The 26503-nt window shown below is 65.1% G+C and carries 28 protein-coding genes and 1 tRNA gene; 14 read left to right on the forward strand and 15 right to left on the reverse strand.

The window, feature by feature from the left end:
* Nucleotides 1-98: 98 nt before the first annotated feature.
* From D4Q51_RS04190 to D4Q51_RS04210, 5 genes are all read left to right on the forward strand, one after another.
* A complete protein-coding gene (locus tag D4Q51_RS04190) occupies nucleotides 99-914 on the forward strand; it encodes a zinc-ribbon domain-containing protein (RefSeq protein WP_120076490.1) in 816 nt (271 codons plus the stop codon).
* Between the two features lie 120 nt (nucleotides 915-1034).
* Nucleotides 1035-1121: transfer RNA gene (locus tag D4Q51_RS04195), tRNA-Leu, on the forward strand.
* A gap of 180 nt (nucleotides 1122-1301) precedes the next feature.
* Complete coding sequence (locus D4Q51_RS04200) at nucleotides 1302-3374, forward strand: HAD-IIB family hydrolase (protein WP_162925131.1); 2073 nt, start codon at nucleotides 1302-1304, stop codon at nucleotides 3372-3374.
* Complete coding sequence (locus D4Q51_RS04205) at nucleotides 3371-4510, forward strand: glycosyltransferase (protein WP_120076492.1); 1140 nt, start codon at nucleotides 3371-3373, stop codon at nucleotides 4508-4510. Before D4Q51_RS04200 ends, D4Q51_RS04205 begins: the two co-directional genes overlap by 4 nt.
* The gene (locus tag D4Q51_RS04210) at nucleotides 4507-5436 is read left to right on the forward strand and encodes a glycosyltransferase family 2 protein (protein WP_120076493.1); all 930 of its coding nucleotides are present in this window, start codon (nucleotides 4507-4509) and stop codon (nucleotides 5434-5436) included. The genes D4Q51_RS04205 and D4Q51_RS04210 overlap by 4 nt, the downstream gene beginning before the upstream one ends.
* Here the strand turns inward: D4Q51_RS04210 and D4Q51_RS04215 are convergent.
* Nucleotides 5352-6464, reverse strand: a complete 1113-nt coding sequence (locus tag D4Q51_RS04215) for a glycosyltransferase (protein ID WP_162925132.1) — start codon at nucleotides 6462-6464, stop codon at nucleotides 5352-5354. The genes D4Q51_RS04210 and D4Q51_RS04215 overlap by 85 nt on opposite strands.
* 98 nt (nucleotides 6465-6562) lie before the next feature.
* Here D4Q51_RS04215 and D4Q51_RS04220 point away from each other — a divergent pair, with 98 nt between their 5' ends.
* From D4Q51_RS04220 to trxB, 7 genes are all read left to right on the forward strand, one after another.
* Nucleotides 6563-7327 (forward strand): Crp/Fnr family transcriptional regulator, encoded by a 765-nt coding sequence (locus D4Q51_RS04220; RefSeq protein WP_120076495.1) that lies wholly within the window; start codon nucleotides 6563-6565, stop codon nucleotides 7325-7327.
* A complete protein-coding gene (locus tag D4Q51_RS04225) occupies nucleotides 7324-8115 on the forward strand; it encodes a sulfotransferase family protein (protein ID WP_120076496.1) in 792 nt (263 codons plus the stop codon). Before D4Q51_RS04220 ends, D4Q51_RS04225 begins: the two co-directional genes overlap by 4 nt.
* 61 nt (nucleotides 8116-8176) lie before the next feature.
* On the forward strand, nucleotides 8177-8845 hold the full coding sequence (gntA, locus tag D4Q51_RS04230) for a guanitoxin biosynthesis heme-dependent pre-guanitoxin N-hydroxylase GntA (RefSeq protein ID WP_240624561.1): 669 nt from the start codon (nucleotides 8177-8179) through the stop codon (nucleotides 8843-8845).
* On the forward strand, nucleotides 8842-9432 hold the full coding sequence (locus D4Q51_RS04235) for a DUF1989 domain-containing protein (protein ID WP_120076498.1): 591 nt from the start codon (nucleotides 8842-8844) through the stop codon (nucleotides 9430-9432). Before gntA ends, D4Q51_RS04235 begins: the two co-directional genes overlap by 4 nt.
* The gene (locus tag D4Q51_RS04240) at nucleotides 9429-9986 is read left to right on the forward strand and encodes a DUF421 domain-containing protein (RefSeq protein ID WP_120076499.1); all 558 of its coding nucleotides are present in this window, start codon (nucleotides 9429-9431) and stop codon (nucleotides 9984-9986) included. Before D4Q51_RS04235 ends, D4Q51_RS04240 begins: the two co-directional genes overlap by 4 nt.
* Nucleotides 9987-10050: 64 nt before the next feature.
* Entirely contained in the window at nucleotides 10051-10293 is a 243-nt protein-coding gene (locus D4Q51_RS04245; RefSeq protein ID WP_120076500.1) for a hypothetical protein, read from the forward strand.
* Between the two features lie 387 nt (nucleotides 10294-10680).
* Nucleotides 10681-11646, forward strand: a complete 966-nt coding sequence (trxB, locus tag D4Q51_RS04250; protein ID WP_120076501.1) for a thioredoxin-disulfide reductase — start codon at nucleotides 10681-10683, stop codon at nucleotides 11644-11646.
* 15 nt (nucleotides 11647-11661) lie between these two features.
* Here trxB and D4Q51_RS04255 read toward each other — a convergent pair whose 3' ends face one another.
* Nucleotides 11662-12570 carry a prephenate/arogenate dehydrogenase family protein gene (locus tag D4Q51_RS04255; protein ID WP_120076502.1) on the reverse strand — a complete coding sequence of 303 codons (909 nt, stop codon included), beginning with the start codon at nucleotides 12568-12570 and terminating at the stop codon, nucleotides 11662-11664.
* Complete coding sequence (gene hisC / locus D4Q51_RS04260) at nucleotides 12567-13706, reverse strand: histidinol-phosphate transaminase (RefSeq protein WP_420807525.1); 1140 nt, start codon at nucleotides 13704-13706, stop codon at nucleotides 12567-12569. The genes D4Q51_RS04255 and hisC overlap by 4 nt, the downstream gene beginning before the upstream one ends.
* A 62-nt stretch (nucleotides 13707-13768) precedes the next feature.
* Between hisC and metX the strand changes: the two genes are divergently transcribed.
* Both metX and metW read left to right on the forward strand, forming a co-directional pair.
* Nucleotides 13769-14872 (forward strand): homoserine O-acetyltransferase MetX, encoded by a 1104-nt coding sequence (gene metX, locus D4Q51_RS04265; RefSeq protein WP_120076538.1) that lies wholly within the window; start codon nucleotides 13769-13771, stop codon nucleotides 14870-14872.
* Nucleotides 14869-15456 carry a methionine biosynthesis protein MetW gene (gene metW / locus D4Q51_RS04270; protein WP_120076503.1) on the forward strand — a complete coding sequence of 196 codons (588 nt, stop codon included), beginning with the start codon at nucleotides 14869-14871 and terminating at the stop codon, nucleotides 15454-15456. The genes metX and metW overlap by 4 nt, the downstream gene beginning before the upstream one ends.
* On the opposite strand, the gene D4Q51_RS04275 is transcribed toward metW, so the two are convergent.
* From D4Q51_RS04275 to D4Q51_RS04330, 12 genes are all read right to left on the reverse strand, one after another.
* Nucleotides 15453-16592, reverse strand: coding sequence for a GGDEF domain-containing protein (locus D4Q51_RS04275; RefSeq protein WP_162925133.1), 1140 nt, complete (start codon nucleotides 16590-16592; stop codon nucleotides 15453-15455). The two genes, metW and D4Q51_RS04275, sit on opposite strands and share 4 nt — an antisense overlap.
* A gap of 120 nt (nucleotides 16593-16712) precedes the next feature.
* On the reverse strand, nucleotides 16713-17183 hold the full coding sequence (locus D4Q51_RS04280) for a VTT domain-containing protein (RefSeq protein ID WP_162925134.1): 471 nt from the start codon (nucleotides 17181-17183) through the stop codon (nucleotides 16713-16715).
* A 105-nt stretch (nucleotides 17184-17288) separates the two neighbouring features.
* Nucleotides 17289-18071 carry a formate dehydrogenase accessory sulfurtransferase FdhD gene (fdhD, locus tag D4Q51_RS04285; RefSeq protein ID WP_120076506.1) on the reverse strand — a complete coding sequence of 261 codons (783 nt, stop codon included), beginning with the start codon at nucleotides 18069-18071 and terminating at the stop codon, nucleotides 17289-17291.
* Nucleotides 18061-18345 (reverse strand): formate dehydrogenase subunit delta, encoded by a 285-nt coding sequence (locus D4Q51_RS04290; protein WP_120076507.1) that lies wholly within the window; start codon nucleotides 18343-18345, stop codon nucleotides 18061-18063. Before D4Q51_RS04290 ends, fdhD begins: the two co-directional genes overlap by 11 nt.
* Entirely contained in the window at nucleotides 18342-21197 is a 2856-nt protein-coding gene (gene fdhF / locus D4Q51_RS04295) for a formate dehydrogenase subunit alpha (RefSeq protein ID WP_120076508.1), read from the reverse strand. The genes D4Q51_RS04290 and fdhF overlap by 4 nt, the downstream gene beginning before the upstream one ends.
* A 2-nt stretch (nucleotides 21198-21199) precedes the next feature.
* Nucleotides 21200-21718: a molybdenum cofactor guanylyltransferase gene (gene mobA / locus D4Q51_RS04300; protein WP_120076509.1), complete on the reverse strand. Its 519-nt coding sequence runs from the start codon at nucleotides 21716-21718 to the stop codon at nucleotides 21200-21202.
* Entirely contained in the window at nucleotides 21718-23277 is a 1560-nt protein-coding gene (locus D4Q51_RS04305) for an NADH-ubiquinone oxidoreductase-F iron-sulfur binding region domain-containing protein (RefSeq protein ID WP_120076510.1), read from the reverse strand. Before D4Q51_RS04305 ends, mobA begins: the two co-directional genes overlap by 1 nt.
* Entirely contained in the window at nucleotides 23274-23702 is a 429-nt protein-coding gene (locus tag D4Q51_RS04310) for an NAD(P)H-dependent oxidoreductase subunit E (protein WP_120076511.1), read from the reverse strand. Before D4Q51_RS04310 ends, D4Q51_RS04305 begins: the two co-directional genes overlap by 4 nt.
* Entirely contained in the window at nucleotides 23699-24538 is an 840-nt protein-coding gene (fghA, locus tag D4Q51_RS04315; RefSeq protein WP_120076512.1) for an S-formylglutathione hydrolase, read from the reverse strand. The genes D4Q51_RS04310 and fghA overlap by 4 nt, the downstream gene beginning before the upstream one ends.
* Complete coding sequence (locus D4Q51_RS04320; protein ID WP_120076513.1) at nucleotides 24538-24921, reverse strand: VOC family protein; 384 nt, start codon at nucleotides 24919-24921, stop codon at nucleotides 24538-24540. Before D4Q51_RS04320 ends, fghA begins: the two co-directional genes overlap by 1 nt.
* A gap of 14 nt (nucleotides 24922-24935) precedes the next feature.
* Nucleotides 24936-25316 (reverse strand): VOC family protein, encoded by a 381-nt coding sequence (locus tag D4Q51_RS04325; RefSeq protein WP_120076514.1) that lies wholly within the window; start codon nucleotides 25314-25316, stop codon nucleotides 24936-24938.
* A gap of 161 nt (nucleotides 25317-25477) precedes the next feature.
* A partial coding sequence (locus D4Q51_RS04330) for an S-(hydroxymethyl)glutathione dehydrogenase/class III alcohol dehydrogenase (RefSeq protein WP_120076515.1) occupies nucleotides 25478-26503 on the reverse strand: 1026 nt, incomplete at its 5' end.

Raw genomic sequence — 26503 nt, forward strand, 5'->3', positions numbered from 1 at the left:
GCGCCGGTGCTTGTGGAAAAAAGCCGCAACCGGGCCACTGTTGCGACCGTGCACGCTTGCCCGCAGGCAATTGCTGGGCCTAGGGGTTATGCAGTGCAATGATAATTCAGTGCCCCGCCTGCTCGACGCGTTACGTCGTGCCCGATACCGCCGTCGGCGTGGAGGGACGCACCGTGCGCTGCGCGAAGTGCCGTCACAGCTGGTTTCAGGAAGGGCATGACCTGGCGAAGCCTGCTACCGAAGCAGCGCCACAGGAGCCAACTCCTCAGCCCGAACAGGCGCCACCACCTCCGCCGGAGCCGGACGAGAACGCCGAACCCGAACAGCCGGTCGTCGCCCCGCCCGAGCCCGAGCCCGAGCCCGAGCCCGAGCCCGAGGCAGACGAGCCCGTTGCTCCGCCACCCGTGGTGGAGCCACAGGGTTACGGCGCTCTGGCAGAGGACGATGGACAATCGCCCTTCGATGCAGAGCCGCCGTTCCGCCCGCGCCGCAATCCCCTGAAGATGTGGACATGGGCGGCGGCGATCTTCGCGACCGTCGTCGCGGGCACGATCTTTGCAGTCAGTTACTGGGGCCTGCCGGACTGGGTGCCGGTGGAGCGGCCCACGTTCGCTGCCGACCAGCCGGACCTGCAACTGGACTTCCCGCCGGAAGAGCAGGAGCGCCGGACGCTGCCCAACGGCACCGAGTTCTTCGGCGCAAGCGGGCGCGTGACCAACATCGGGACCGAGACGCGCACGCTGCCCACCATCCTGATCGTGCTGCGCGATGCCCGCGACACCATCGTCTTCAGTTACGAGATTCCGCCGCCGCAGCGTGAGCTGGCACCCGGCGAGACGGTGACGATCAACGAGGCCGTCACCGATATTCCGCGCCGCGCGGCCTTCGCCGAATTCGGCTGGAAACCCGAGTAACCCCAGGCGTCGGCAAGAGCTGAAAATTCGCTGCAAGAGTCTGCTTGCAGCGGGGATGCCTTCTTGCTAGTGGCGCGCTCCTACCACGGCGGGCTGCGGCCCGCCTGTCTGTATCGGTGTGCGGTCGTGGCGGAACTGGTAGACGCGCAACGTTGAGGTCGTTGTGGCCGAAAGGCCGTGGAAGTTCGAGTCTTCTCGACCGCACCAAACAGTCCACAGATCAGCGAAGAACCCAATCGCGGCAGGAACGGCCCGGTCCCCGTCGCTGATCGGACGTAGCGCATTGCCGCGCGCCGATACGTTCCCGCGATAGGAAATCCTAAACTTGGAACGGGGACGCTACGAAGCGGCTTCTCGATGGTATTCGCATCATCGAAAGCACTCAGTTTGCACATTATTTCTCTCGCACTGGGAGGGTGTATCAAGGCGCCTCCCGTCCGCTACGGACTCACCGAGGATACTGGCGGCCATATCGCCTATATCCTTGGCGAGATGGCGGCCCTCGCGGCTCATCCGAAGGTGGAAAAGGCCGAAATCGTCACGCGCCTGTTCGACGACGACGATCTCGGCGCGGAATACGCTAGGGCGCGCGAACTCCTGCCCTGCGGAACCGTGATCACCCGCATCGACAGCGGCGATCGCCGTTATCTGGCCAAGGAAGCGCTGGCAGCGGATCGCGCCGCCTTTACCGAGGCCTTCATCACCGAACTGCAATCGCGTGACCGGTTGCCGGACCTGATCCACGCCCATTTCGCCGATGCGGCGGACGTGGCCTGCGAGGTTCGTCGGCGGCTGGGCATTCCCTACATGTACACCGCGCACTCGCTTGGCATCGACAAGCTGCGCTCGATGCAGCCCGGCGCTGCAGCCGACCTGCAAGAACGCATTGCCGAGGAGAGACGCGCAATCTGCTATGCCGATGTTATCGTCGCATCGTCGCGCGATGAGTGCGAGCGGCAGTTGCTGCAATACGACGGTTGCGAGCCGACGCGCGTCCATCGCCTGCGGCCGGGAACGCTCGCGGCCTCGGCCGAGCCGGACCTCGGTCCCGCGCAGCGCCTTGTCGCGCCGTTCCTGCGTCACCCGGACAAGCCGGTGATCCTGGCGATTGCTCGTCCGGTAGAGAAGAAGAACCTGCACGCGCTGGTGGAGGCCTACGGCAGGAACGAGGCGCTGCAACGCGCGGCCAACCTCGTCATCCTCGCCGGGCTTCGGTTCGGTCTCTCCGGCGGGGAGAAGGAGCAGCGCGGCGTGATCGCAGGTCTTGTCGACCTGATCGACCGGCATAACCTTTATGGAAAGGTCGCCTATCCCCCGCGCCATACACAGGAAGACGTGCGCTCGCTCTATGCGTTCGCCAGCGCCTCGGGCGGCGTGTTCGTCAATCCCGCGCTTACCGAGCCTTATGGCCTGACCCTGGTCGAGGCGGCGGCCCACGGCCTGCCGGTCGTCGCCACCCGCAACGGCGGGCCGAGCGACATCATCGACGAGCTCGAGCACGGAACGCTGGTCGACCCGACTGATATCGACGCGATCGGCTCTGCGACCCTGAACCTGCTCACCGATCGCGAGGCCTGGCTGAGGGCCGCCCGCAACGGGCGCAAGAATTGCCGCGACATGAGCTGGGACGTCTATGCCGATGGCTTCGTGCAGCTTGCGACAGACGTGCTGCAACGGCGCGTCGCTCCCGCTGTGCGGAGCCCGGCTGGGGAACTCCTCGTCTGCGACATAGACAACACGCTGACCGGCTGCGTTGCCAGTGCGAGGCGTTTTCGCCGGTATATCGAGCGGCGCCGCGACCTGTCCTTCTGCGTTGCGACCGGGCGCAGCCTCGTCGAGGCGCGGCGAATCTTGCGCGAATGGCAATTGCCGCAGCCGTCCATCTTCATCACCAGCGTCGGCAGCGAGATCTACCGGCAGGGCGATAGCGGCCTTGAACTTGATCAGGACTTTGCCCGCGCAATCGGCGCGAACTGGCATCCCCACGAAATCGACGCGCTGCTAGCCACGGTAAGCGGGCTGACGCCGCAATCCGCTGTGGAGCAGCGCCGATGGAAGCGATCCTATTTCGCGGACGATCCGGCGGTTTCTGCCCGTGTCCGTCGATTGCTGGCCGCGTCGGGCATCGAGGCGAAAGTGGTCTACAGCCATGGGCGCCTGCTCGATGTCCTGCCCGCGCGTGCGGGGAAGGGCGCCGCAATGCTGCACGTCGCCCGCCAGGCCGAAATCGCCCCGCACCGCATCGTGGCGGTCGGTGACAGCGGCAACGATTTCGACATGCTGCAGGAATGCTCGAACGCGGTGCTGGTGGGCAACCATGACAGCGATCTCGACCGGCTGGTGTCGGCCCCGAACGTCTACGTCGCCCGCCGGTCGCACGCGGGCGGTGTGCTGGAAGGGCACCTGATTCACTCGCGGCGGCGGCGATACATTTCCATGCAGGCGGAGAAAGCAGCATGAGCAAGCGACCCATAGGCTATTTCGTCCACCACCAGGGGCGCGGCCATGCCGAACGTGCCGCCGCTTTGGCGAACGAACTGGCAACAGAGCGGCCGATCACGCTGTTCTGCACGCGGGACGATATCTTCCCGGCAATGGACGAGCGGGTGGAAATTGCGACCATCCCCTCCCTGTTCGAACCCACGGGTGACGAACCGGCGGCGCTGTCCGATCATCGGACCCCGGAGACGCTCCATTGCGCTCCGCTGGGATGGCGTTCCGTCAGGCGCGCGACGGCCACCTTGCTGCAATGGTTCGACGAGAACGATGCGGCGCTGTTCGTCACCGATGTTTCCGCCGAACTCGGCCAACTCGCGCGTATAGCTTCCGTGCCTCACGTCGCGGTGTTGCAGCACGGCGAGCGGGACGATGCAGGGCACATGGCGTCCTACGAGAGCGCCGTGGGCATCCTCGCGCCCTATGCCGCAAAGCTGGAACAGCCGGGAAGACCGGCATGGATGGTGGGCAAGACGCATTACGCGCCCGGCCTCGGCATCAGTTCCGGACGGATGCCCTCGCGCGAAGAGGCACGCCGCCGGCTCGACCTGCCGCAGGACAAGCGCATCGTGCTGGTGGTGGCCGGAAGCGGAGGGGGCGGCACGCCCACTGCGCCGCTGACGCTGGGCGCGCGCGACGATTGCGACGCCTTGTGGATCACCATCGGCGAGATCAGCAGCGAGTGGCACGAAACGCCGCCCGGCAACCTTTCTCACAAGGGTTGGGTCGATAACCCGGCGGACTGGATCGCGGCGGCCGATGGGGTCGTCTCAAGTTGCGGGAACACTACGGTCCACATGGTCTGCGCGGCCGGAAAGCCGTGGATCGTGGTTCCGGAGTGGCGTTATTTCGACGAACAGATGTGCAAGGCGGAGGCGCTCACCGATGCCGGACTCGCTGCCGTAACAAAGACCTGGCCTTCCCACACAGGATCATGGCGCAAGCTCTGGGATGCCGCGTCCCGCCTCGATACCGAGGCGCAGCAGGCCCTGATCGACGAACACGCTGCAAAGGGCGCCGCCACCTGGCTGGACGATCTCGCGACACAGATCTGGGCTGGCACGGGGGTGCAAGGCGAGAAGCAGGAGGTGCTGGCATGAAAGTGTCCGTCTGCACGCTGGCCCATGGCCGTGACGAACACCTCCGCAATCTGGTGACCGGGCTATCCCATTCGCGCAGGCCACCCTGCGAACTGGTGATCGCGGTGATGCAGCAGGACAAGTATCGCCTGCCCGATGCCAGCTTCCCGATCCGGCAGATCGTGCTCGGCAGCGATGGCATTCCGCTTGCCGCCGGGCGCAACCGTGCGGCGCGCGAGGCGCGCGGCGACGTGCTGGTGTTCCTCGATGTCGATTGCATCCCTCACCCCACGCTGATCGAGGACTACGCCGCAGTGGCGCAGGATCACACCGGGGTCCTGATGGGGGAAGTCGGCTACCTTCCCGCAGGCGCAACCGAGGGCGGGATCGACTACGCCCGGTTCGAACGACTGGCCGAAAAGCATTCCGAACGCGCCGGACCGCCCGAATCCCGTTCCGCCCCCTGCCGCGATTATCGCTGCTTCTGGTCGCTCAACTTCGCGATCGGCGCGGCGGATTTCGAACGCTCCGGCGGGTTTGACGAGTGCTATGACGGCTACGGCGGGGAGGACACCGACTTTGGCCGTGCAGTGCAGACGGCGGGCCTGCCGATCTGGTGGGTGAGGGGCGCCAAGGCCTATCACCAGTATCACCCGCATCACATGCCGCCCGTCCATCATCTGGAAAGCGTCCTCGCGAACGCGCAGCGTTTTCAGGAAAAATGGGGTCAGCCGACCATGCAGCACTGGCTGCGCGCCTTCACGCTGATGGGCCTGATAGAGCGATCCGGCGATGGCTGGCGTGTGCTGCGCCAGCCGGACGAGGCCGATTTCGCCCTGACGCGGCAGCAGGAAATGCAGCCCTATGCCAGCAGCGCTGCCGTGCTGGAACGGCTGGAGGCGGAGGTTGCCGAACCTGCTCTCGCCGCCGCGATCGCCGCGCAATAGACCTGCTCATATCCAGCCACCATCGCTTCGGCGGAGAAGTGGCTGACGGCGCGCTGGCGGCAGGCGGCGCGGTCGAACGTGTCCGCATGGGAGACGGCCTCGGCCAAGGCAACGACCGAACCCGCGTTCACCACGGCGCCGCATGTCCCCACGACCTCGCGCATCGCGCCGCGGTCGAAGGCGATGACGGGAACGCCGCTGGCCAGTGCCTCCGCCGCGACGAGACCGAATGGTTCGTCCCACATGGGTGTAACCAGCGCCGCCTTCGCGCTGCGGACGAGCGCGCGCAGTTCCTCGCCGTGCAGTTGTCCGAGAAAACGGATGTCGGCATTCCCGGCAGCAGCCTTGCAGGCAGCGAGATATTCACGATCCTCGACCTGTCCCGCGATATCCAGTGCGGCGCCCGCCCGACGCACCGCCTCGACCGCTTCCAGCAATCCCTTGTTCGGCGTGATCCGCCCGGTCCAGACGAGGCGGTTCGAGCGTTTCTCTCCGGGGTGCCAGATGCGGCAATCGATCCCGTTGTAGACGACGCTGGCGTTCGATGGCCTTTGCGCAAACCATAAGGGCAGCTGGCTTTCGGAAACGAGAGTGATCTGCGCCAGATCGTCGTTTTCGGCCCGCCGCACCGCCTCGGCCATTTTCGCGAAAGGAGGGACGTGCTGAGTCGTCACCATGGGAATGCCGTCTTTCCGCGCCCAGTCGATCAGCGCCGGGAACAGCGAGTTGTTGTGGACCACGTCGAACTGGCCCGCCCGCACGATCTCGAAGGCGGCGGCATAGGCCCGCGTCTGGAAAGCTTCGAGCTCCGGGGTCCCTCGATATATGTCCCACGGCAGCTCCGCTTCGTAGGGGGCGGGGCAGATCGGCGTGAGGCAGGCGTCGTCGCTTCCCCGTGCCGCCAGCAGCGTGGCCGCGTGCCCCGCCGCGCGCAGCGCACGACACAGCAGGTGGGTGTGTGCTTCCATCCCGCCCATGAATGGCTCTGCCACCGCGTGGCGATTGTGGGCGATGACAGCGATATGCATCTGATTCGAACGGCCTTCGAGCCACGCCGTTCCGGCGGGAACCGATACCTCGCCTGAAAAATTGAGTGCGCAGGAAGGAGCGACGAGGAACCATTCCCATGGCACGTGAAAACCAGGCCTATCCGGCCACGCAAGCTTTCCTGAAGAACCGCCTGCGCCACTTGATGACCAGCGAGGAAAAGTCCCTGCTGGAGGAGGTCTGCGCGGTCGAGGAGAGCGTCGCCTCGGGCGCAGTCGTCCTGGAGGCAGGACGTGTCTATGACAAGAGCATGATCCTGATCGAAGGCTTCATGCTGCGCACGCTGGAAGCGGACGGCAGGAAGCATATCGTTGGCCTGCAGGTTTCCGGCGATTTCGTGGACCTGCACTCCTTTGCCCTGAAGCGGCTCGACCACAACATCGAGGCGCTGGGGGCGTGCCGCATCGCCTATGCGCAGCACGCCGACCTGAAAAAGGCGATAGAAGGCAACGCGCATTTCGCCCGCGTGCTGTGGTTCGCCACCCTGCTCGACGCAGCGATCCACCGCGAGTGGATTCTCAAGTCAAAACAGCTGCGCGCAGATGCCCGTGCCGCGCATTTCATGGCGGAAACCTGGGCGCGGCTGGATCTGGTCGGCGGTGCGAAGAAGGACGGTTTCAACAGTCCGCTGACGCAAAGCCACATCGCCGAGATATGTGGCACGACGCCGGTTCACCTCAGTCGCTGTTTGAGTTCTCTGAACGCGATGGGCCTTGGCGAATTTCGCCGGGGCCGCTTCTATTGCGACAACCGCGCGGGGCTGGAAGCGTTCGGGAAGTTCGATCCCGCCTATCTCTACGGCGACGAGACGCTTGGGATGGTCGACGAATTGCAGCCCGAATGACCGCGCCGGTCTTTCGCCGCTACCTCTTCGTCGGCGGCTTGCACCGCACGGGCACCAGCCTGATCGCAAAGCTGCTGGCCAGCCATCCCGAGATCGATGCGATCACGGACGCGCCCGTTCCCGAAAACGAGGGCGCCTACCTGCAAGGCGCCATCCCGCACACCGCGCGCCACGGCATCCCCGGCCACTTCGCGACCGATCCGGAGCAGCACCTGGTGGAACAGTCGCGCTTTGACACTCTGGAGGTTCGCCGCCGCATCGAGCACGATTGGAACCCCTGGTTCAGCGGCGGCGGAAGCTGGCGGATCGAGAAATCGCCCGTCAACCTCACGCGGATGCGGCTGTACCAGCAGTTGTTCCCATTGAGCCAGTTCGTCGTCGTCCTGCGCCACCCCGAAGCCATGGCCGCCGCGCTGGCCAAGTGGACCGACAACCCCGCACCCGCGCTGATCGACTATGCCCTGGCGGCCTACGACCTCGCCTGCCGCGACCTCGACTACCTTCACGCCGCCATGGTGGTGCGCTACGAGGATCTTGTCGCCGATCCGGAAGGCTGCGTCGGCAGCGTGGCGCGGTTCTGCGGTCTCGATCCGGTCGAGGTCGATAGCCCGGTTTACGATGGCAACCGGGACTATGCAGGGGCCGTGGAAATGACACGCGCACAGGCCGCACGCGCAGCTGCCTATGGCTACGCCCCCGGCCTGCAAGTCACACCCGTCGCACCGCGGGTCCAGCATCCCCTGCGGTCTTTACGCGAGGCGGCGCTGCGCCACTTTGATATTTGCTAAAGGCGGAACATCCGCCCTGCCGAGGGGCTGTTATCCCAAAGAGTTGGAGAGACTCATGGTGATGACACAAGAAGCCGCGAACGTCGATGAACAGTTCGCGCAATACATTCAGGACAAGGGTTTCCCCTGCCTTGGCGCCAAGTCTGCCCTGGCGACGGGAAACCTGCGCGTTGTCGAGGCGCGGGACATGACCAGCGCCTGGAACGACGTGGCCATTCACGAGGCGCTGCTGGAATGGGCCTTCGCCTATCGAAACGACCCGCAGGGCCTTCGCAGCCTTGTCGTGGTGTTCGAGGGGCCGGATTCGCTTTCCGAGGAGGAGTTCGAAACCTGCCTGTGGGAGCGGCTGCAATCGCTGGCGGACAAGGATCACTGGCGCGGTCAGGAATACGATGCGCGCGTCAGCGCCGATCCCGGCAGTCCGCATTTCAGCCTCAGCTTCGGCGGCGAAGCCTTCTTTGTCGTGGGGATGCATCCGAACGCCTCCCGCCCGGCGCGGCGGTTTCCAAAGCCCGCGCTGGTTTTCAACCTGCACGACCAGTTCGAACGCCTGCGACAGCAGGGCAAGTACGAACGGATGCGCGAAGCCATTCTCGAAAGGGACAGGAAACTGGCAGGCGATCTCAACCCCATGCTCTCCCGCCACGGCGAAGCCAGCGAGGCGCGCCAGTACAGCGGGCGAATGGTCGATGACGGATGGACACCGCCTTTCGAGGACGTGCGATCATGAGCGCCGATATGGTAAGAATCGAACCCCGCAGCGGGACGGCTTTCAAACTGAAACGCGGTCAGCAACTCGAAGTGATCGACCTGGAGGGTGGCCAGGTGTCGGACCTGCTCGCCTTCGCCAGCGACGATCCGCGCGAAAGCCTCTCCAACGGGAGGACTTTCGATTACGAGGAAACGATCAGGCTGACCAGCGGCAGCACCTTGTGGTCCAACAGGTCGAACCCGATGCTCAAGATCACGCATGACGATGTGGGATCGCACGACTTCCTGCTCACCCCGTGCAGCAAGGACACGTTCCGCCACTTCTATCCCGACAAGCCGGTGCACCGCGGCTGCTTCGGCAATCTTGCCGCCGCGCTGGAACCGTATGGCATCGCGCCCGACGACATCCCCTGCGCGTTCAACGTGTTCATGAATGTCCCCGTCGATGGGGAAACCGGCAAGCTGTCCGTCGAGCCGCCCATTTCCAAGGCGGGTGACGTGCTGAGGCTGGAAGCGCAGATGGACCTCGTGATCGGGCTGACCGCCTGTTCGGCCTATGCGTCGAATGGCGGCACGTTCAAACCCATCGGCTACCGGGTAACATGAACCGCAGCGCGTTTTCCCTGTTCGAAACCAGTTGGAGCCAGCTTGGCGAAGTCGCGCTGGCGGCGGTGCTGGCATACCTGGCGATCATCCTGATCGTGCGCGTCAACGGTTCACGCACCACCAGCCAGCTCAACAGCTTCGACTGGATCATCAACGTGATGATCGGCAGCCTCGCGGCCAGCGGCGTCCTGCTGGAGGACGTGTCGCTGCTTGCCGCTCTCGTCGCGATCGTCGTGCTCACCGGCCTGCAGTTCCTCCTCACGTGGGTCACCCGCAAGTCCTCCGCCGCAGAAGCCGTGGTGAAGCAGGAGCCCGTGCTGCTGACTCACAAGGGGCAGTTTCTGGAACGCGCCATGACGAAAACAAGGATCAGCAAGGACGAGATCATGACGGCCCTGCGCGGAAACGGCATGACATCGGTGCGCGATGCCAACTGGGTGGTGCTGGAAACCAATGGCACGCTCAGCGTCATTCCGCGCCAGGACGACCTTTCCATCGAGGACGCCGATGCGGTGAAGGACATGCGGATGGCGCGGTCGCTGAGGAACGGCTGAACCCGCCTTTTCCGGCGGAACCATTGCCTCGGCTTGACCGTTTGACCGGCAAAGGAGATTTCACATGATTGGCAAGCTTATCGGCGCCGGGATCGGCGCGAAACTGGGTAACGAAAGCCGCAAGATGGGCGGCACCACTGGTGCGGTTCTGGGCGCAGTTGCCGTACCGCTGGTGCGCCGCCTGCGTCTTCCCACCCTGCTGGCGCTGGCCGGTGGCGGCTACCTGGTGAAGCGACTGGCGGACAAGTCGAAGGAGGAGCCTGCGGCACCCGCCACGCCGAAGACACCGAAGACGCCTGCGGCCTGATCGCAAGACCTATCGAGATCGTGAAGGGAGCGGCCCGTAAAGGGTTCGCTCCCTTTTCACATGTCGAGCTGCCTCGCTTTACCGGTCTGCGCTTTCCTACCCCAGCCTGCATGGGAGAGGTAACTCGCCTCGAAAGGAAAGCCTCATGCCGCGCCAGGCCAGATCGAAAATCGGAAGGTTACACATTCGCAGGCGGCTCCCATCCGTAAAGGGGATAGAGCGGAACTTTTCGAAAAGGGCCACTTGCGCGTTCCACATTGCCGCCCGCACCATCACGCTCGGCCATTGCGGGCCGGTGAAGGGCGCCGTTGAGAAGGCAGCCGCGTCGCTTGCACCGAATCGGCTCGGTTCCTACCTGACTCGTTCCACAAGCGAATCGAGACGACCATGACCACCCATCGCACCCGCATGCTCATCATCGGCTCCGGCCCCGCCGGATACTCCGCCGCCATCTACGGCGCGCGCGCCGGGATGGAGCCAATTGTCGTGCAGGGCCTGCAACCCGGCGGCCAGCTGACCATCACCACCGACGTGGAGAACTATCCCGGCTTTGCCGACGTGATCCAGGGCCCGTGGCTGATGGAGCAGATGCAGGCGCAGGCAGAACACGTGGGCACCCGCATGATGTGGGACACCATCGTGGAAGTGGACCTCGAAGGCGGCTCCCCGTTCAGGGCCATCGGCGATTCGGGCGATGAATACGTGGGCGACGTGCTGGTGATCGCCACCGGCGCGCAGGCCAAGTGGCTGGGCGTGCCGGGTGAGCAGGAACTGGGCGGCAAGGGCGTTTCCGCCTGCGCGACCTGCGACGGGTTCTTCTACCGCGGCAAGAAGGTGGCCGTGATCGGCGGCGGCAACACCGCCGTCGAGGAAGCGCTCTACCTCACCAACCATTCCGACGACGTGACCCTGATCCACCGCCGCGACGAACTGCGCAGCGAGAAGATCCTGCAGGAACGCCTGTTCAAGTCCGACAAGATCTCGACGCTGTGGAACAAGACGGTGGAGCGTTTCGTGGCGGGCGAGAACGGCGCGCTGGCGAAGCTGGAACTGGTCGACACCGTGACCGGCGAGAAAAGCGAGCTGGAAGTGGACGGGGCCTTCGTCGCCATCGGCCACGCGCCCGCGACCGAGCTGTTCAAGGGCAAGCTGCCGATGGACGACAGCGGCTACCTGCTGGTCGAACCCGGCACGCCCAAGACCGCCATTCCCGGCGTATTCGCCTGTGGCGACGTGATGGACCACACCTATCGCCAGGCAGTGACGGCGGCGGGCACGGGCTGCATGGCCGCGCTGGATGCCGAACGCTTCCTCGCCACGCTGGAATTCGCCGAGAAAGAAGCGGCGGAGTAAACCTACTAAAATAGACTAGTCATGATCGTGGCGGCCGAAGTCCGGCCGCGCGTCGTCCTGTCCGTGCTCGATGATCCGGCGGCGGATGGCGCGGGTCTTGGAGAACTGGTCGAACATCATCTCCCCGTCGCCCGCCTTGATCGCCTCGCGCATCATCGCAAGGTCGGTGAGGAACCGGTCGAGCATGTCGAGCACGGCGTCGCGATTGTTGAGGAAGACGTCGCGCCACATGACAGGGTCGCTGGCAGCGATGCGGGTGAAATCGCGAAAGCCACCGGCGGAATACTTGATGACCTCGCTGCGGGTCACTTCCTCCAGGTCGCTCGCCGTGCCCACGATGGTGTAGGCGATCAGGTGGGGGATGTGGCTGGTGACAGCCAGCACGCGATCGTGATGTTCGGCATCCATGATCTCCACGGTGGAGCCCAGTCCGCGCCAGAACGTCGTCAGCGCCTCCACCTTGTCCTCGGGCGCGCCTTCGGGCGGCGTGATGATACACCAGCGATGGTGGAACAGGCTGGCAAAGCCTGCGTCCGGCCCCGATTGCTCGGTGCCGGCAACGGGGTGGGCGGGAATGATGACGTGTTCGGGCAAGGCGCGGGCGAGGCTTTGCGACACACTGATCTTGGAGGAGCCGACATCGCTCACCACGGCGTCAGGCTGCAGGCCCGGTGCTATGGCCGCAGCGGCCGCTTCCATCGCGCCCACAGGCACGCACAGGATCACGAGGTCCGCCCCGCGCACGGCCTCTGCCGGATCGTCCGCGATGGTGCCGGCAAGGGCACGCTCACGGGCGCGCTCGCGCACCTTGGCATCGGCGTCGTAGCCGGTGGTCGTGACCTCGGGCAGGTGCTCCCTGACGGCGAGGCCGATGGAACCGCCCAGCAGGCCGAGGCCGATGATGGCGACGTGGTTGAAGCTCATGCGCCGCTCTCGCAAAGCTGGCGCAGGGCGTCGGCGATGTCGGCCATCTGCGCGTCGGTGCCGATCGTGATGCGCAGAGCATGGGGCAGGCCCTGGCCCGGCAGGTGACGCACGGCATAACCTGCATCGGCAATGGCGTGCAGCGCGGCTTCGGCTGTCACCGCCCCCTGAAACAGCACGAGCACGAAGTTGGCCTCGCTCGGCACGGCGCGCAGCCCGTGGTTGCCGAGGCTCTCCACCGCTTCCGTAAACCGCGCACGGACAGCGGCGTTGTGTTCGCGGCTGCGAGTGACGAAATCCTGGTCGCCCATGGCCGCGATCCCCGCGCGCTGGCCGCTGGTGGTGACGTTGAAGGGCCCGCGAATGCGATTGAGCGCGTCGATCAGGTGCGGCGCTCCGGTGGCCCAGCCGATACGTTCACCGGCAAGGCCGTAGATCTTGGAAAAGGTTCGCGTCACCAGCACGTTCGCGTGCGCGGCGGCAAGTTCCAGCCCGCCATCGTCCATGTCGGCAGTAACGTACTCGCCGTAGGCTTGGTCGATCACCAGCAGCACGTCTGCGGGAAGCCCTGCGTGCAGGCGGGCAAGCTCCTCGCGCGGCAGGAAGGTGCCCGTGGGATTGTTGGGATTGGCGATGAAGACGACGCGCGTATCGGGCGTGACGGCGGCCAGCAGTGCATCGACATCGGCGGTGAAATCGGCGTCGTCCACCTCCACCGGCGTCGCGCCGCAGCGGCGGGCTGCGATATCGTAGACAGAGAAGCTGAAGCGGCTGAACATCACTTCGTCACCCGGCCCCGCAAAGGCCTGGGCCGCAAGGTTGAGCAGTTCGTCCGAGCCAGTGCCGCACACGATGCGCGCAGGGTCGATCCCGTGCACCTTGCCGATAGCTTCGCGCAGGGCGGTGGAGCCGGGATCGGGGTAGGGCGCGGGCGACTGCACCTTCTCCAGCGCCTCCAGCGCCAAGGGAGAACAGCCCAGCGGGTTCTCGTTCGCGGACAGCTTCACCAGCTCGCGCCCGTCGGCGGATTTCGACTTGCCCGGCACGTAGGCGTGGATCGCCTCGACATAGGGCTTCATCTGGGGGCGGGTGTAATCGGCCATGGCGTCTGTCTCGTCAGTTGCGAAGGCGCGCATAGCCGTCCTTCGCGGCGATTGACAGTGTGCTTTACCTCCCCCAATTGCGCCAGACCGAGATCATGGCCACGACAACCGCAATCGACTTCCGCAGCCTCACGCTGGACGCGCCGCTCCCGCTGGATAGCGGGCGCGAGCTGGCGGGCGTGCAGGTCGCCTACGAGACATACGGCGAGCTGGCGGCGGACAAGAGCAACGCCGTGCTGATCTTCCACGCGCTGACGGGCGACCAGTTCGTGGCGGGCACCAACCCCGTTACCGGCAAGCCGGGCTGGTGGGAACGCATGGTCGGCCCCGGCAAGCCCATCGATACGGATCGCTTCCAAGTGATCTGCGCCAACGTGATCGGCAGCTGCCTCGGCTCCACTGGCCCCTCCAGCACAGGGCCGGATGGCGAACCTTACGGCATGGAGTTCCCGGTCATCACCATCCGCGACATGGTGCGCGCGCAGATGGCCATGCTCGACATGCTGGGCATCGAGAAACTGCACGCGGTCGTCGGCGGATCGATGGGCGGGATGCAGGCGCTGTCCTGCGCGGCCAATTTCCCGGAACGCACGGACCGGGTGCTCGCCATCGCCACCACCGCGCGGCACACCGCGCAGAACATCGCGTTTCACGAGATGGGTCGGCAGGCGATCATGGCCGATCCCAACTGGCATGGCGGCGACTATTACCATGGCGAGGCGCCTGCCAAGGGCCTGGCGGTGGCGCGCATGGCGGCGCATATCACCTACCTCTCCGAAGAAGGGCTAACCGAGAAATTCGGGCGGCGTTTGCAGGACAGGGAAGCCAAGAGTTTTGGCTTCGATGCCGATTTCCAGGTGGAAAGCTACCTGCGTTACCAGGGGCTGAGCTTCACCGACCGGTTCGACGCAAACAGCTATCTCTACATCACCCGCGCGATGGATTATTTCGACCTCGCCGAGGAACACGGCGGCCTGCTGGCCGATGCCTTCCGCGGGGCGAAAGACACCCGCTTCTGCCTCGTCAGCTTCGATACCGACTGGCTTTACACCACTGCCGACATGCGCGAGGTGGTCCACGCGCTCAATGCCGTGGCCGCGCCCGTCAGTTTCGTGGAACTTTCCGCCCCCTACGGGCACGACAGCTTCCTGCTCGACGTGCCTGCGCTGGACCGCGTGGTGGAAGGCTTCATCGCATGACCTTGCGCGCGGACCTTGCCAAGATTGCCGCGCACGTGCCTTCCGGCAGCCGCGTGCTCGATGTCGGCTGCGGCGAGGGCGACCTGATGGAGGCGCTGCAATCGCAAAGCGGCTGCGACGCGCGTGGCATGGAAATCGACCCCGAAGCCGTTGCCGCGGCAGTGGCCCGCGGGCTTTCCGTCGTGCAGGGCGATGCCAACCGCGACCTTGCCGATTACCCCGACGGGGCGTTCGACGTGGCTATCCTCAGCCAGACCCTGCAAACCGCGCAGCGCCCCGACTGGCTGCTGGAGCAATTGCTGCGCGTGGGGCGGGAGGCTTTCGTGAGCTTCCCCAACTTCGCCTATTGGCGGATGCGGCTGGCGCTGCTGCGCACCGGACGGATGCCGATCTCGCGTCACTTGCCGGGCAGCTGGTACGAAACCGCGAACATTCATCACGTGACCATCGCGGACTTCCGCGAATTCCTGGCCGAGCGCGACGTGAAAGTGGCGGGCAACTGGTTCTTCGCCAATGGGGAGGAGATCGGCAGCCAGAACGCCAACTGGCGCGCCGAGCACGCGGTTTTCCAGCTTAGCCGCTAGGCCGCGGCGCGTTCGCGCAGCGGCTCCCGCTTGGGTTCGGGTCGCGAGGCAGTGCCGATGCATACGCGGTTACGCCCCGAGTTCTTCGCCATGTAGAGCGCCCGGTCCGCCGCGATCATGGCCTGCGAAAGCGGAATGTCCCTGCCGCAGGGAGCTACGCCGAAGCTGGCGGTGATCCGGTAATCGTCGGCCAGTTCGATGACCTTGAGCGACATCAGCTCGCCGCGCAGCTTCTCGGCGTGCTGGCGGGCGTCCTCGACACTGGTGCGCGGCATCCAGATCGCGAATTCCTCCCCGCCTATGCGCGCAGCCATGCCGCGACCTTCCAGCAGCGAGGCGACGGCGCGGATCACCGCGTCGCCGGCGGAATGGCCGAAGCCGTCGTTAATGCGCTTGAAGTTGTCGATATCGCAAACCACCAGCGAGCCGGTGCCGCGCGTGCGGTGCCCGGCAACGCTTTCGAATGCGCGGCGGTTGGGCAGACTGGTAAGGAAATCGTGCTCGGCCCGTAGCCTGTAGGTCTGCAGGGCGTTCAAGATCACGCGCGCGAGCGTCAGGAACACGACTGCTGGTACCAGCACCGCGAAGGCGATGATGAGCATGTCCTGCAGGCTCTGCCGGGGAATCGCAGCGAAGGGGGATCCGAGGCCCACAAGCACGGGGAAGACCGGCACACGAACGATGTAGATGGCGGTGACGAGAGACAGTGTCACAGCAAGGCCGACATCGATGAAATCGCCCTTGCGTCCGTCCTGGCGCACGACGGCCACGGCCCTCGCCAGCGCCGCTGCGCCGACGAGTTGCGCTGGCAGGAACTGCAGGACAGGCGGCAGTGGCGCTAGCAGGAACAGGAGCGACGCCAACACCGCTGCGCCGCTTATTGCGAAGCATCGCCATGAGGAACGCGCACGGCCATAGGCGCTGCGAATGGATTCGCCCACGCAGACATAGGACATCGGCACCGTCGCCGCGGTCAGCCACAGGTCCAGCCGGGAGATGTTGCCATCCTTGAGCGCGAGGCTTTCGAGAACGCCGATCGCCAGGGCAATAGCCATCCATGCCACTGCCGAATTGCGATGCAGCGCGGCGAAGGCGAGGGCGCATACAACGCACAGGCCCGCGACGAGAGCCGTCATCGCGATGATCGCGCTGATTGTCACAGGGGATGCGGCGATGAAACGTGCATGACCCGGACGCTTCTAAAGGTGCGGGGTAAACACTATCCTTATAATGGCCTGGATAGTCGGCCCGGTGTTTCAGAAAGCGGCGAGACCGGTCCCCGCGAGGGCCGAGAGCAGTATCGCAGGCAGCATTCCCAGCATACTGGCGCCGAGGAACGCGCGCATGGTCATCGGTGTAGCGGCACAGCCCGCCGTGACCACCACGTGTGGCACGCCGCCCAGCCTCGCGCCCACCACGTAGACGGGGCCGCGCCGGGCCAAGTGCTCCTGCACCCCCTGGAGCTTCGCGCCGAACCGGCGCTGCATCCGTTCACCAAGCCAACGGCGCGTGGCGAGGAACAGCAGGTGGGTGCCGAGCGCGCATCCGAGCACGACGACGAAAATGCCGCCGACGCCCAGCACGAGGCCGCTCAGGAACGACATGGTGTTGACCGCGCCGGGCACTGACATGGCGACGAGCGAGGCGGTGACGGCGGCGATGAGCGCGGGAAGGGCGAAGGGCCCGATGGGCATGGCGGCAAGACTGTCGAGCAGTGTCAGTGGCAACAGTGCTGATATCGTCGCATCCATGTGAAACTAGCGCCAGATGAGAGAACAGGTTCCCGTCTATACCACAAGTGCTGCCAAATTGTTGCAGCTTCGCCACATGGATTACTTCGGGACAGCTCCGTTGTTCACGCACAGCACGCTGTCGTCGCGCGCCAGGCACCACAGGCTGAGGCCCGCCGCGCGGGCGCGCTCCACCGCCATCGAGGTGGGCAGTGAAATGGTGACGAGCCGCGTGGCGCCAGCGCGCACGGCCTTCTCCACGATCTCGTAGGAGCATCGCGCGCTGGAGAGGATGAAGCCGTCTGATGCACCCTGTCCTGCCAGCGCGAGCGCGCCGATCAGCTTGTCCATGGCGTTGTGCCGCCCCACATCCTCGCGCGCCTGCAGGATCGCGCCGTCGGGTGCGCAGAAGGCGGCGGCGTGGGCCGCGCCCGTTGCCGTGGTCAGCGGCTGGTGATCGCGCAGCTTGCCTAGCGCGGCGAAGATGGCTTGGGGTTCGAGCGCTTCGTGCGTGGCCACGCGGGGCAATGGTGTGCTGACCGCCTCCAGGTTCTCGATCCCGCACAATCCGCAGCTCGATTCCGCCACGCGGGTGCGCACGCGCTCGGTCAGTTTTTCGATGCCGAGGCCGGTCAGTTGCGCGCGAGCGATCCAGCCGTGTTCGACCTCGACGACGGCAATGTCGGTAATGTCGTCAGGCGATCTCGCCAGCCCTTCCGTCAGGGCAAAGCCGCGCGCGAAATCTTCCAGGTCGTGCGGGCTGGCCATCATCACCGCGTAGGACAGCCCATTGTATTCGAGCGCGACCGGGACTTCGGGGACCCATTCGCGCTCGATAGTTTTCGTGCTGCCATCGGCAGCGTGCTGGATCGGTCTATCCGGCATCCGAGTTGTGCAGTTCGCCCTTCTTGGAAAAATCCGTGGCGCGCGTCTGCGAACCGGGATTGCCCTTTTCCATCAGGTGCTCGATGGCTTCCGCCGCGATCGGGTCCAGCCCGGAGCGGTCGCCGTTGAAGATGCCCGCCTTCATGCGCGGATCCCAGAAGCTGTCGATATGGTCCGCCGTGGCCAGCACCGCCTTGTCGTGCCCGATGGCGACGAAGTTCTTGGCGATCTGGTTGGCGAACCGGATCAGCGTTTCGTGGGTGGACTTGCTCATTCCGCCGGCTCCATCGAGTCCTCGCCGGCGATACGGCGGGATTTCTCGGACCAGCTTTCGTAGCTTTCCTGCCAGTCGGTCGGGCCGTTGCTGGGCGTAACCTGCACCGCAGTCACCTTGTATTCTGGACAGTTGGTGGCCCAGTCGGAGAAGTCGGTGGTGACGACGTTGGCCTGCGTCGCAGGGTGGTGGAACGTGGTGTAGACCACGCCCGGTGCCACCCGGTCCGTCACCTTCACGCGCAGCGTGGTCTCGCCCGTGCGGCTGGCGAGCTTGGCCCAGTCACCGTCTTTCAGGCCGCGGTTCTCGGCATCGGTGGGGTGGACTTCCAGCAGGTCTTCCGGGTGCCACACGGTGTTGGCCGTGCGCCGCGTCTGCGCGCCGACGTTGTACTGGCTGAGGATGCGGCCGGTGGTCAGTAGCAGCGGGAAGCGCGGGCCGGTCTTCTCGTCGGTGGGTACATAGTCCGTCACCACGAACAGGCCCTTGCCGCGCACGAAACCTTCCATGTGCATGACGGGCGAGCCGTCCGGGTGCTTCTCGTTCACCGGCCACTGCACGCTGCCGCGCTCGTTAAGCATGTCCCAGCTGACCCCGGCAAAGCTGCCGGTTAGGCGGGCGATCTCATCGAGAATCTCGCTGGGGTGGGTGTAGTTCCACTCCGCCCCCAGCGCATTGGCGAGCAGCTGCGTGACTTCCCAGTCCTCGTAACCGTTGGCGGGCGACATCACCTTGCGCACCGGCTGGATGCGGCGCTCGGCGTTGGTGAAAGTGCCGTTCTTCTCGAGGAAGGTCGAACCCGGCAGGAAGACGTGGGCGTAGTTGGCGGTCTCGTTGAGGAAGAGATCGTGCACGATCACGCATTCCATCGCCGAGAGGCCATCGGCCACGTGCTGGGTGTTGGGATCGGACTGCAGGATGTCCTCGCCCTGGATGTAGATCGCCTTGAACGTGCCATCCACGGCGGCATCGAGCATGTTGTTGATGCGCAGGCCCGGATTGGGATCGAGCGACACGCCCCAGTCCTTTTCGAACATGGCGCGGGTCTCGCCGTCCGACAGGTGGCGATAGCCAGGCAGTTCGTGCGGGAAGCTGCCCATGTCGCAGGCACCCTGCACGTTGTTCTGGCCGCGCAGCGGGTTCACGCCCACGCCCTTCTTGCCGATGTTGCCGGTGCACATGGCAAGATTGGCAATCGCCATCACGGTGGACGATCCCTGCGAGTGCTCGGTCACGCCGAGGCCGTAGTAGATCGCGGCATTGCCGCCGGTGGCGTAGAGGCGCGCGGCTTCGCGCAGGTCTTCGGCGGGAACGCGGGTGACGGGTTCCAGCGTTTCGGGCGAATGGCGTTCGTCGGAAACGAAGCGGGCCCATTCCTCGAAAGCGTCGACTTCGCAGCGCTCCTCGATGAACTTGCGGTTCTCCAGCCCCTCGGTGATGATCACGTGCGCCATCGCGGTCAGCACGGCGACGTTGGTGCCGGGCTGCAAGGGCAGGTGATGCGCCGCCTCCACGTGCGGGCTGCGCACCAGATCGATGCGGCGCGGGTCGATCACGATCAGCTTTGCACCTTCGCGCAGGCGCTTCTTCAGGCGGCTGGCGAAGACGGGGTGGCCGTCTGTCGGGTTGGCGCCGATTACCAGGGCCACATCGGTGTGCTGCACCGAATCGAAATCCTGCGTGCCGGCGCTGGTGCCGAACGTCGTCTTCAGGCCATAGCCCGTCGGCGAGTGACACACGCGAGCACAGGTGTCGGTGTTGTTGGAGCCGAAGACGGCGCGGATCAGTTTCTGCACGAGGAAGGTTTCCTCGTTGGTGCAGCGGCTGGAGGTGATGCCGCCCAGCGCCATCGCGCCGTGTTCCTGCTTGATCGCTTTCAGCTTGGTGCTGGTGAATTCCAGCGCCTCTTCCCAGGTCACTTCGCGCCAGGGATCGGTGATCTTGTCGCGCACCATCGGCGTTGTGATGCGATCCTTGTGGTTGGCGTAGCCATAGGCGAAGCGGCCCTTCACGCAGCTATGGCCGCGGTTGGCCTTGCCATCCTTGTAAGGCACCATGCGCACCAGTTGTTCGCCGCGCATTTCGGCGCGGAAAGTGCAGCCAACGCCGCAGTAGGCGCAGGTGGTGACGACTGACCGCTCGGGCTTGCCGACTTCGATCACGCTCTTTTCCATCAGCGCGCTGGTGGGGCAGGCCTGCACGCAGGCACCGCACGACACGCATTCGCTGGAAAGGAAGTTGTCCTCGTCCTGTCCGGCAGAGATGACGCTGGCAAAGCCGCGTCCGTCCACGGTCAGCGCGAAGGTGCCCTGCACCTCTCCGCAGGCGCGCACGCAGCGCGAGCAGACGATGCACTTGTCGGGCTGGAAGGCGAAATAGGGGTTGGACGTATCGTCCATGGTGCCGAGATGGTTGGCACCCTCATAGCCATAGCGCACGTCGCGCAGGCCAACGGCAGCCGCCTCGTCCTGCAATTCGCAGTCGTTGTTGGCGGAGCAGGTGAGGCAGTCCAGCGGGTGATCGGAAATATACAGCTCCATCACGCCGCGGCGCAGCTTTTCCAGGCGCGGGGTCTGCGTCTTCACCACCATGCCATCGCTGACGGGGGTGGTGCAGCTGGCAGGCGTGCCGCGCGCGCCCTCGATTTCCACCAGGCACAGGCGGCAGGAGCCGAAGGCCTTCACGTTGTCGGTGGCGCAAAGCTTGGGGATGTGGCCGCCGCTTTCCGTGGCCGCGCGCATCACGCTGGTGCCGGCAGGCACCGTCACCTTGCGCCCGTCGATCGTCAGGCTGACCGTCTGGTCCGACTCGACTGCCGGAGTGCCGAAATCCTTGGGGGCTTCGTATCCCATAACTATCGCTCCATCGCCGCAAGATCTGCGGGAGTATTTATATTTGCTGGCACATCGTCGCATTGAACCGGCCGTGCCCTGACGGCCTCTGCGAAAGCGAGCATCGAATGGCGTCCTTCACTCTGGAGGATGGCCGAAACGACGGATGCGTGGTTGCTTTTCCAATGCCCTATAACGGGCTGTGTTTCAAGATATGCCGGGGCCGGTGAAAGAACCGACAAGAGGTTTGCGGGCAGCGCGACAGAATCGACCCCGCAGGTGAGCACGCTGTCGAAACCCTCGGTCTCCGCGTGGCGCAGGGCACCGGCGATGCCGCCCAGCGGACCCATGTGGGGCCGGGGCCAGTCGGGAATGGTAGGGGCGGGCGCTTCGTCGCGGCCCACCACGACCACCTTGTCGCAATAGCTGCGAAGGGTATCGACCGCGCGGGCGATCAGCGAACGGCCGTCCAATTCGGCAAGCGCCTTGTCGCTGCCGAAGCGTGAGGACTTGCCGCCCGCAAGGACCGCGCCCAGGATCATTACTCCGCCGCCTCTGGCAGGGCCTGCTTCACCAGCTCGGGATTGCGCGTGAAATCTTCCGGCCACTGGCGCAGCGCGCTCATCACCGGGTAGGGTGTGAACCCGCCCAGCGCGCACAGCGAGCCGAACTTCATCGTTTCGCACAGGTCCGTCAGCAGGCCGATCTCGTCGCCCGCGTCGCGTCCGCTGTCCTTCTTCGTGTTGTGCATCTGCGGGGCCAGCTCGATCACGTCGCGCTCCCGCCCGCCTGCCTTGATCCGGTCGAGGATTTCCACGCCGCGCACCGCGCCGATGCGGCAGGGCGTGCACTTGCCGCAGCTTTCGACCGAGCAGAACTCCATGGCGAACCGCGCCATTTCCAGCATGTCGGCGCTGTCGTCGAACACGGTCACGCCGCCGTGGCCGATCAGGGCCTCTGCCGCGGTGTAGGTCTCGTAATCGAACTCGATATCGAACTGGTCGGGGTGGATGTAGGCTCCCAGCGGGCCGCCCACCTGCACTGCCTTGACCGGACGGCCCGATGCGGTGCCGCCGCCGATCTTGTTCACGAGATCGTCGAGCGTGATGCCGAAGCCGACTTCGTAGAGACCGCCGTGCTTGATGTTGCCGGCAAGCTGGATCGGCATGGTGCCACGCGAACGGCCGAAGCCTGCGTTCTTGTACTGCTCTGCCCCGCCTTCCGTCAGGATATGCGGCACGGCCTGCAGGCTCAGCACGTTGTTCACCACGGTCGGCTTGCCGAGGAAGCCTTCGAGCGCAGGGAGCGGCGGCTTGGCGCGCACTTCGCCGCGCTTGCCTTCGAGACTGTTGAGCAGCGATGTTTCCTCGCCGCAGACATAAGCGCCCGCGCCCACGCGAACCTCGCACTTGAACGGCGTGATGATGTCTTCGCACAGTTCCAGCGCGGCGTTCAGCTTGCGGATCGCATCGGGATATTCGCTTCGCAGGTAGATGTAGCCCTGGTTCGCGCCCACGGCCTCGCCCGCGATCGCCATGCCTTCGATCAGCGCGAAGGGATCGCCTTCCATCGCCATGCGATCGGCAAAGGTGCCGCTGTCGCCTTCGTCGGCGTTGCACACGATGTATTTCTGCGGGCCCGGCGCTTTCATCACCGTGTCCCACTTGATGCCGGTGGGGAAGCCCGCACCGCCGCGACCACGCAGGCCCGAGTGCTTCACCTCTTCCACGATGGCTTCGCTGCCGATCTGGCGCGCGCGCTTAAGGCCAGCCCAGCCGCCGGTCGCCTCGTAGTCTTCCAGGCTGAGCGGACGGGTCTTGCCGGCGCGTTTGAACGTGATGCGCGTCTGCGTGGCGATGAAGGGATGGTCCTCGATTGTGCCGATGGACTTGTCCGACTTGCCATCGAGAATGGCGTCGACATCGTCCAGCGTCGCGGGGCCGAAGCCTTCGCCGTCGATCTCCACCAGCGGCTCCAGCCAGTGCATCCCCCAGCTGGAGGTGCGATGGACTTCGCAGCCTTTCTTCTCGAATGCCGCAGCCAGCTTGTCTGCGCCGCCTGCTCTGGCGAGGGCGTCGTCGGAAATGCGAACGATGGTCATGCGTTTTCTACCAGCTTGGTGATTCCAGCCTCGTCGAGGCGGATGTGCAGGTCGTCTCCCGTGCGCGCGGCGGGGCCGGCGCTGCACAGGCCGAGGCAGTAGACCGTCTCGATCTTCACCCGCTCGCCCGCGGCGGCGGTGGCCTTGTCGATGATGCGTTCCACGCCGCGCGCCTTGCACGCCTCTGCGCGGCACACCTGCACCACGGGGCGCGGGTCAGCCTTGATCTTGTAATCGTGATAGAAGCTGACCGTGCCGTGCACGTCGGCGCGCGAGAGGTTCAGCCCCTTGGCGATCAGCGCCTCGCTTTCCGCATCGACGCAGCCGAGTTCGGCCTGCACGTCGTTGAGGATCGGCAGCAGCGGCCCCTCGCGGTGGTGGTGGCGGGCGATGATCTCGCCCAGGAGTTCGCTCTTCTCGCTCATGCCTTGAGTCTTTCTGCGTGCCACTTGATATGTTCGGCGATGAAGGTGGAGACGAAGAAGTACGAGTGGTCGTACCCTTCCTGCATCGCGATGCTGGCGTTCATGCCGGCCTTGCGGACAGCATCCTCCAGCAGCCAGGTCTTCAGTTCGTCCTCGAGGAAATTGTCGGCGCGGCCCTGTTCCACCAGCAGGTGATCGATCCGCGCGCCGTCCTCGATCAGGGCGCAGGCGTCGTATTCGCGCCAGGCGTCGCGATCGTCGCCGAGGTAGCCGGTCAGCGCCTTTTCGCCCCAGGGGCAATTCATCGGGCTGACGATGGGCGAGAACGCGCTGGTCGAGCGGAACCGACCGGGATTGCGCAAGGATACCGTCAGCGCGCCGTGGCCGCCCATCGAGTGGCCGGAGATGCCCTGCCGCTCCATGTCGACCGGGAAGTTTTCCGCCACCAGCGCGGGCAGTTCCTCCTCGACATAGCGCCGCATCTGGAAATGCTTCGCCCATGGCTCCTGCGTGGCGTTCACGTAGAAGCCCGCGCCTTGGCCGAAATCGTAGGCTTCGTCATCGGGCACGCCTTCACCGCGCGGGCTCGTGTCCGGGCCGACCAGGATCACGCCGTGTTCGGCGCAGGCCTGGTGGTAGTGGCACTTTATCATCGCGTTTTCGTGCGTGCAGGTGAGGCCCGACAGCCACCAGAGCACCGGCAGCTTCTCGCCTTCGCGGTGCTCGGGTACGAACACCTGGAACGTCATGTCGGTGCCGGTGGACGTGCTGGTGTGCCTGTAGACGCCCTGATTGCCGCCGAAGCACTTCGTTTCGCTGACGGTTTCCAGAGCCATCAGGAGGCCTCGCGGTGCATGGCGCACAGCTTGTTGCCATCGGGATCGCGCAGGTAAGCGAGGTAGAGGCGACCGAAGTCGTTCTGGCGCCAGCCGGGCGGATCCTCGATGGAGGTGCCGCCTGCCGCTGCCCCTGCATCGTGCCACTCGTCGGCCTGCTGCGTGCTTTCCATGGCGAAGCCGATGGTGGCACCGTTGGCGCACGTCGCCGGATTGCCGTCGATGGGCTTGGTCACAAGGAACACAGCGCCATTGTGCAGATAGACGAGCCGGCCCTTGCTATCGATCACGCCTTCTTTCGCACCGAGCACCCCGAACAGCGCATCGTAGAAGGTCTTGGCTTTATCGAGGTCGTTCGACCCCACCATCATGTGGCTGAACATGGCCGCTCTCCCGATCAGGCGTTTTCGTTGGGGCAGAAGACGCAGATCTTGTTGCCGTCCGGATCGCGCAGGTAGGCGCCGTACATCTGGCCGGGGCTGTTCTCGCGAACGCCGGGTGCGCCTTCGTCGGTGCCGCCGTTGGCGAGGCCTGCCGCGTGCCAGGCGTTCACTTCGTCGTAGTTCTTCGCCTTGAAACCCAGCGTCGCGCCGTTCGACGGGTTTGCCGCTTCGCCGTTTGCAGGCTTGCCCACGGCCACCGCGCCGCCTTCGTTGGCGTAGATCGTGGCGTGCGGCAGCTCGTTCACCGGCTTTACGCCGATCGCATCCATCGTCGCATTATAGAAAGCGCGCGACTTCTCGACATCGTTGGTGCCCAGAAAAACGTGGTTCAGCATGGGTGTTTTGTCCTCTCTTCCATTGGCGCACGGCAACGTATCGCCGAACGCGATTCTCTTGTTTCATCACATAGCTGAAATTTTCAGCATTGTGAAAGAATGATTGGCCGGGCCGCCCGTTTTTTGCAATCTGCCCTTAGGGCGGCCTCGTCACCGAATGCCTAGTAGACCACCACCGAGCGGATCGACTTGCCCTCGTGCATGAGGTCGAAGGCTGTGTTGATTTCTTCGAGGCCCATGACGTGGGTGATCATCGGGTCGATCTCGATCTTGCCCTGCATATACATGTCCACGATCTTGGGCACGTCGGTGCGGCCCTTAGCCCCGCCGAAGGCGGTGCCGCGCCAGTTGCGGCCCGTCACGAGCTGGAACGGACGGGTGGCAATTTCCTTGCCCGCTTCGGCCACGCCGATGATGACGCTGGTGCCCCAGCCGCGGTGGCAGGCCTCCAGCGCGGTACGCATCACTTCGGTGTTGCCGGTGGCATCGAAGGTGTAGTCCGCGCCGCCGTCGGTCATCTCGACGATCTTGGCGACGATGTCCTCGCGGCTCATGCCCTTCGTATTGAGGAAGTCGGTCATGCCGAACTTGCGGCCCCATTCCTCGCGGTCGGGGTTGATGTCGACGCCGATGATCTGGTTCGCCCCGGCAAGGCGCGCGCCCTGGATCACGTTGAGGCCGATCCCGCCGAGGCCGAAGACCACCACGTTATCGCCCACCTGCACCTTGGCGGTGTTGGTGACAGCGCCAACGCCCGTGGTCACGCCGCAGCCGATGTAGCAGCTGGTCTGGAACGGTGCGTCCTCGCGGATCTTCGCAACCGCGATTTCCGGCAGCACGGTGAAGTTCGAAAAGGTGGAGCAGCCCATGTAGTGGTAGATCGGCTTGCCTTGGTAGGAGAAGCGCGTGGTGCCATCGGGCATCAGGCCCTTGCCCTGGGTTGCGCGGATCGCGGTGCACAGGTTGGTCTTGCCCGAAAGGCATGACTTACACTGGCGGCATTCCGGCGTGTAGAGCGGGATCACGTGATCGTCCGGCTTCACGCTGGTAACGCCGGGGCCGACCTCGCGCACGATACCTGCGCCTTCATGGCCCAGCACCGAGGGGAAGATGCCCTCGCTGTCATGCCCGTCCAGCGTGTAGGCATCGGTGTGGCAGATGCCGGTCGCCATGATCTCGACCAGCAC

Source organism: Aurantiacibacter odishensis, from assembly GCF_003605195.1.
GTDB lineage: Bacteria > Pseudomonadota > Alphaproteobacteria > Sphingomonadales > Sphingomonadaceae > Alteraurantiacibacter > Alteraurantiacibacter odishensis.

What these genes read in the sequence shown, in the direction of transcription:
- D4Q51_RS04190 (WP_120076490.1), top strand. Translation starts at nt 99, where the DNA reads ATGATAATTCAGTGCCCCGCCTGCTCGACGCGTTACGTCGTGCCCGAT.
- D4Q51_RS04205 (WP_120076492.1), top strand. Translation starts at nt 3,371, where the DNA reads ATGAGCAAGCGACCCATAGGCTATTTCGTCCACCACCAGGGGCGCGGC.
- D4Q51_RS04210 (WP_120076493.1), top strand. Translation starts at nt 4,507, where the DNA reads ATGAAAGTGTCCGTCTGCACGCTGGCCCATGGCCGTGACGAACACCTC.
- D4Q51_RS04215 (WP_162925132.1), bottom strand. Translation starts at nt 6,464, where the DNA reads ATGCATATCGCTGTCATCGCCCACAATCGCCACGCGGTGGCAGAGCCA.
- D4Q51_RS04220 (WP_120076495.1), top strand. Translation starts at nt 6,563, where the DNA reads ATGGCACGTGAAAACCAGGCCTATCCGGCCACGCAAGCTTTCCTGAAG.
- D4Q51_RS04225 (WP_120076496.1), top strand. Translation starts at nt 7,324, where the DNA reads ATGACCGCGCCGGTCTTTCGCCGCTACCTCTTCGTCGGCGGCTTGCAC.
- gntA (WP_240624561.1), top strand. Translation starts at nt 8,177, where the DNA reads ATGACACAAGAAGCCGCGAACGTCGATGAACAGTTCGCGCAATACATT.
- D4Q51_RS04235 (WP_120076498.1), top strand. Translation starts at nt 8,842, where the DNA reads ATGAGCGCCGATATGGTAAGAATCGAACCCCGCAGCGGGACGGCTTTC.
- D4Q51_RS04240 (WP_120076499.1), top strand. Translation starts at nt 9,429, where the DNA reads ATGAACCGCAGCGCGTTTTCCCTGTTCGAAACCAGTTGGAGCCAGCTT.
- D4Q51_RS04245 (WP_120076500.1), top strand. Translation starts at nt 10,051, where the DNA reads ATGATTGGCAAGCTTATCGGCGCCGGGATCGGCGCGAAACTGGGTAAC.
- trxB (WP_120076501.1), top strand. Translation starts at nt 10,681, where the DNA reads ATGACCACCCATCGCACCCGCATGCTCATCATCGGCTCCGGCCCCGCC.
- D4Q51_RS04255 (WP_120076502.1), bottom strand. Translation starts at nt 12,570, where the DNA reads ATGAGCTTCAACCACGTCGCCATCATCGGCCTCGGCCTGCTGGGCGGT.
- hisC (WP_420807525.1), bottom strand. Translation starts at nt 13,706, where the DNA reads ATGCGCGCCTTCGCAACTGACGAGACAGACGCCATGGCCGATTACACC.
- metX (WP_120076538.1), top strand. Translation starts at nt 13,769, where the DNA reads ATGGCCACGACAACCGCAATCGACTTCCGCAGCCTCACGCTGGACGCG.
- metW (WP_120076503.1), top strand. Translation starts at nt 14,869, where the DNA reads ATGACCTTGCGCGCGGACCTTGCCAAGATTGCCGCGCACGTGCCTTCC.
- D4Q51_RS04275 (WP_162925133.1), bottom strand. Translation starts at nt 16,592, where the DNA reads ATGACGGCTCTCGTCGCGGGCCTGTGCGTTGTATGCGCCCTCGCCTTC.
- fdhD (WP_120076506.1), bottom strand. Translation starts at nt 18,071, where the DNA reads ATGCCGGATAGACCGATCCAGCACGCTGCCGATGGCAGCACGAAAACT.
- D4Q51_RS04290 (WP_120076507.1), bottom strand. Translation starts at nt 18,345, where the DNA reads ATGAGCAAGTCCACCCACGAAACGCTGATCCGGTTCGCCAACCAGATC.
- fdhF (WP_120076508.1), bottom strand. Translation starts at nt 21,197, where the DNA reads ATGGGATACGAAGCCCCCAAGGATTTCGGCACTCCGGCAGTCGAGTCG.
- mobA (WP_120076509.1), bottom strand. Translation starts at nt 21,718, where the DNA reads ATGATCCTGGGCGCGGTCCTTGCGGGCGGCAAGTCCTCACGCTTCGGC.
- D4Q51_RS04305 (WP_120076510.1), bottom strand. Translation starts at nt 23,277, where the DNA reads ATGACCATCGTTCGCATTTCCGACGACGCCCTCGCCAGAGCAGGCGGC.
- D4Q51_RS04310 (WP_120076511.1), bottom strand. Translation starts at nt 23,702, where the DNA reads ATGAGCGAGAAGAGCGAACTCCTGGGCGAGATCATCGCCCGCCACCAC.
- fghA (WP_120076512.1), bottom strand. Translation starts at nt 24,538, where the DNA reads ATGGCTCTGGAAACCGTCAGCGAAACGAAGTGCTTCGGCGGCAATCAG.
- D4Q51_RS04320 (WP_120076513.1), bottom strand. Translation starts at nt 24,921, where the DNA reads ATGTTCAGCCACATGATGGTGGGGTCGAACGACCTCGATAAAGCCAAG.
- D4Q51_RS04325 (WP_120076514.1), bottom strand. Translation starts at nt 25,316, where the DNA reads ATGCTGAACCACGTTTTTCTGGGCACCAACGATGTCGAGAAGTCGCGC.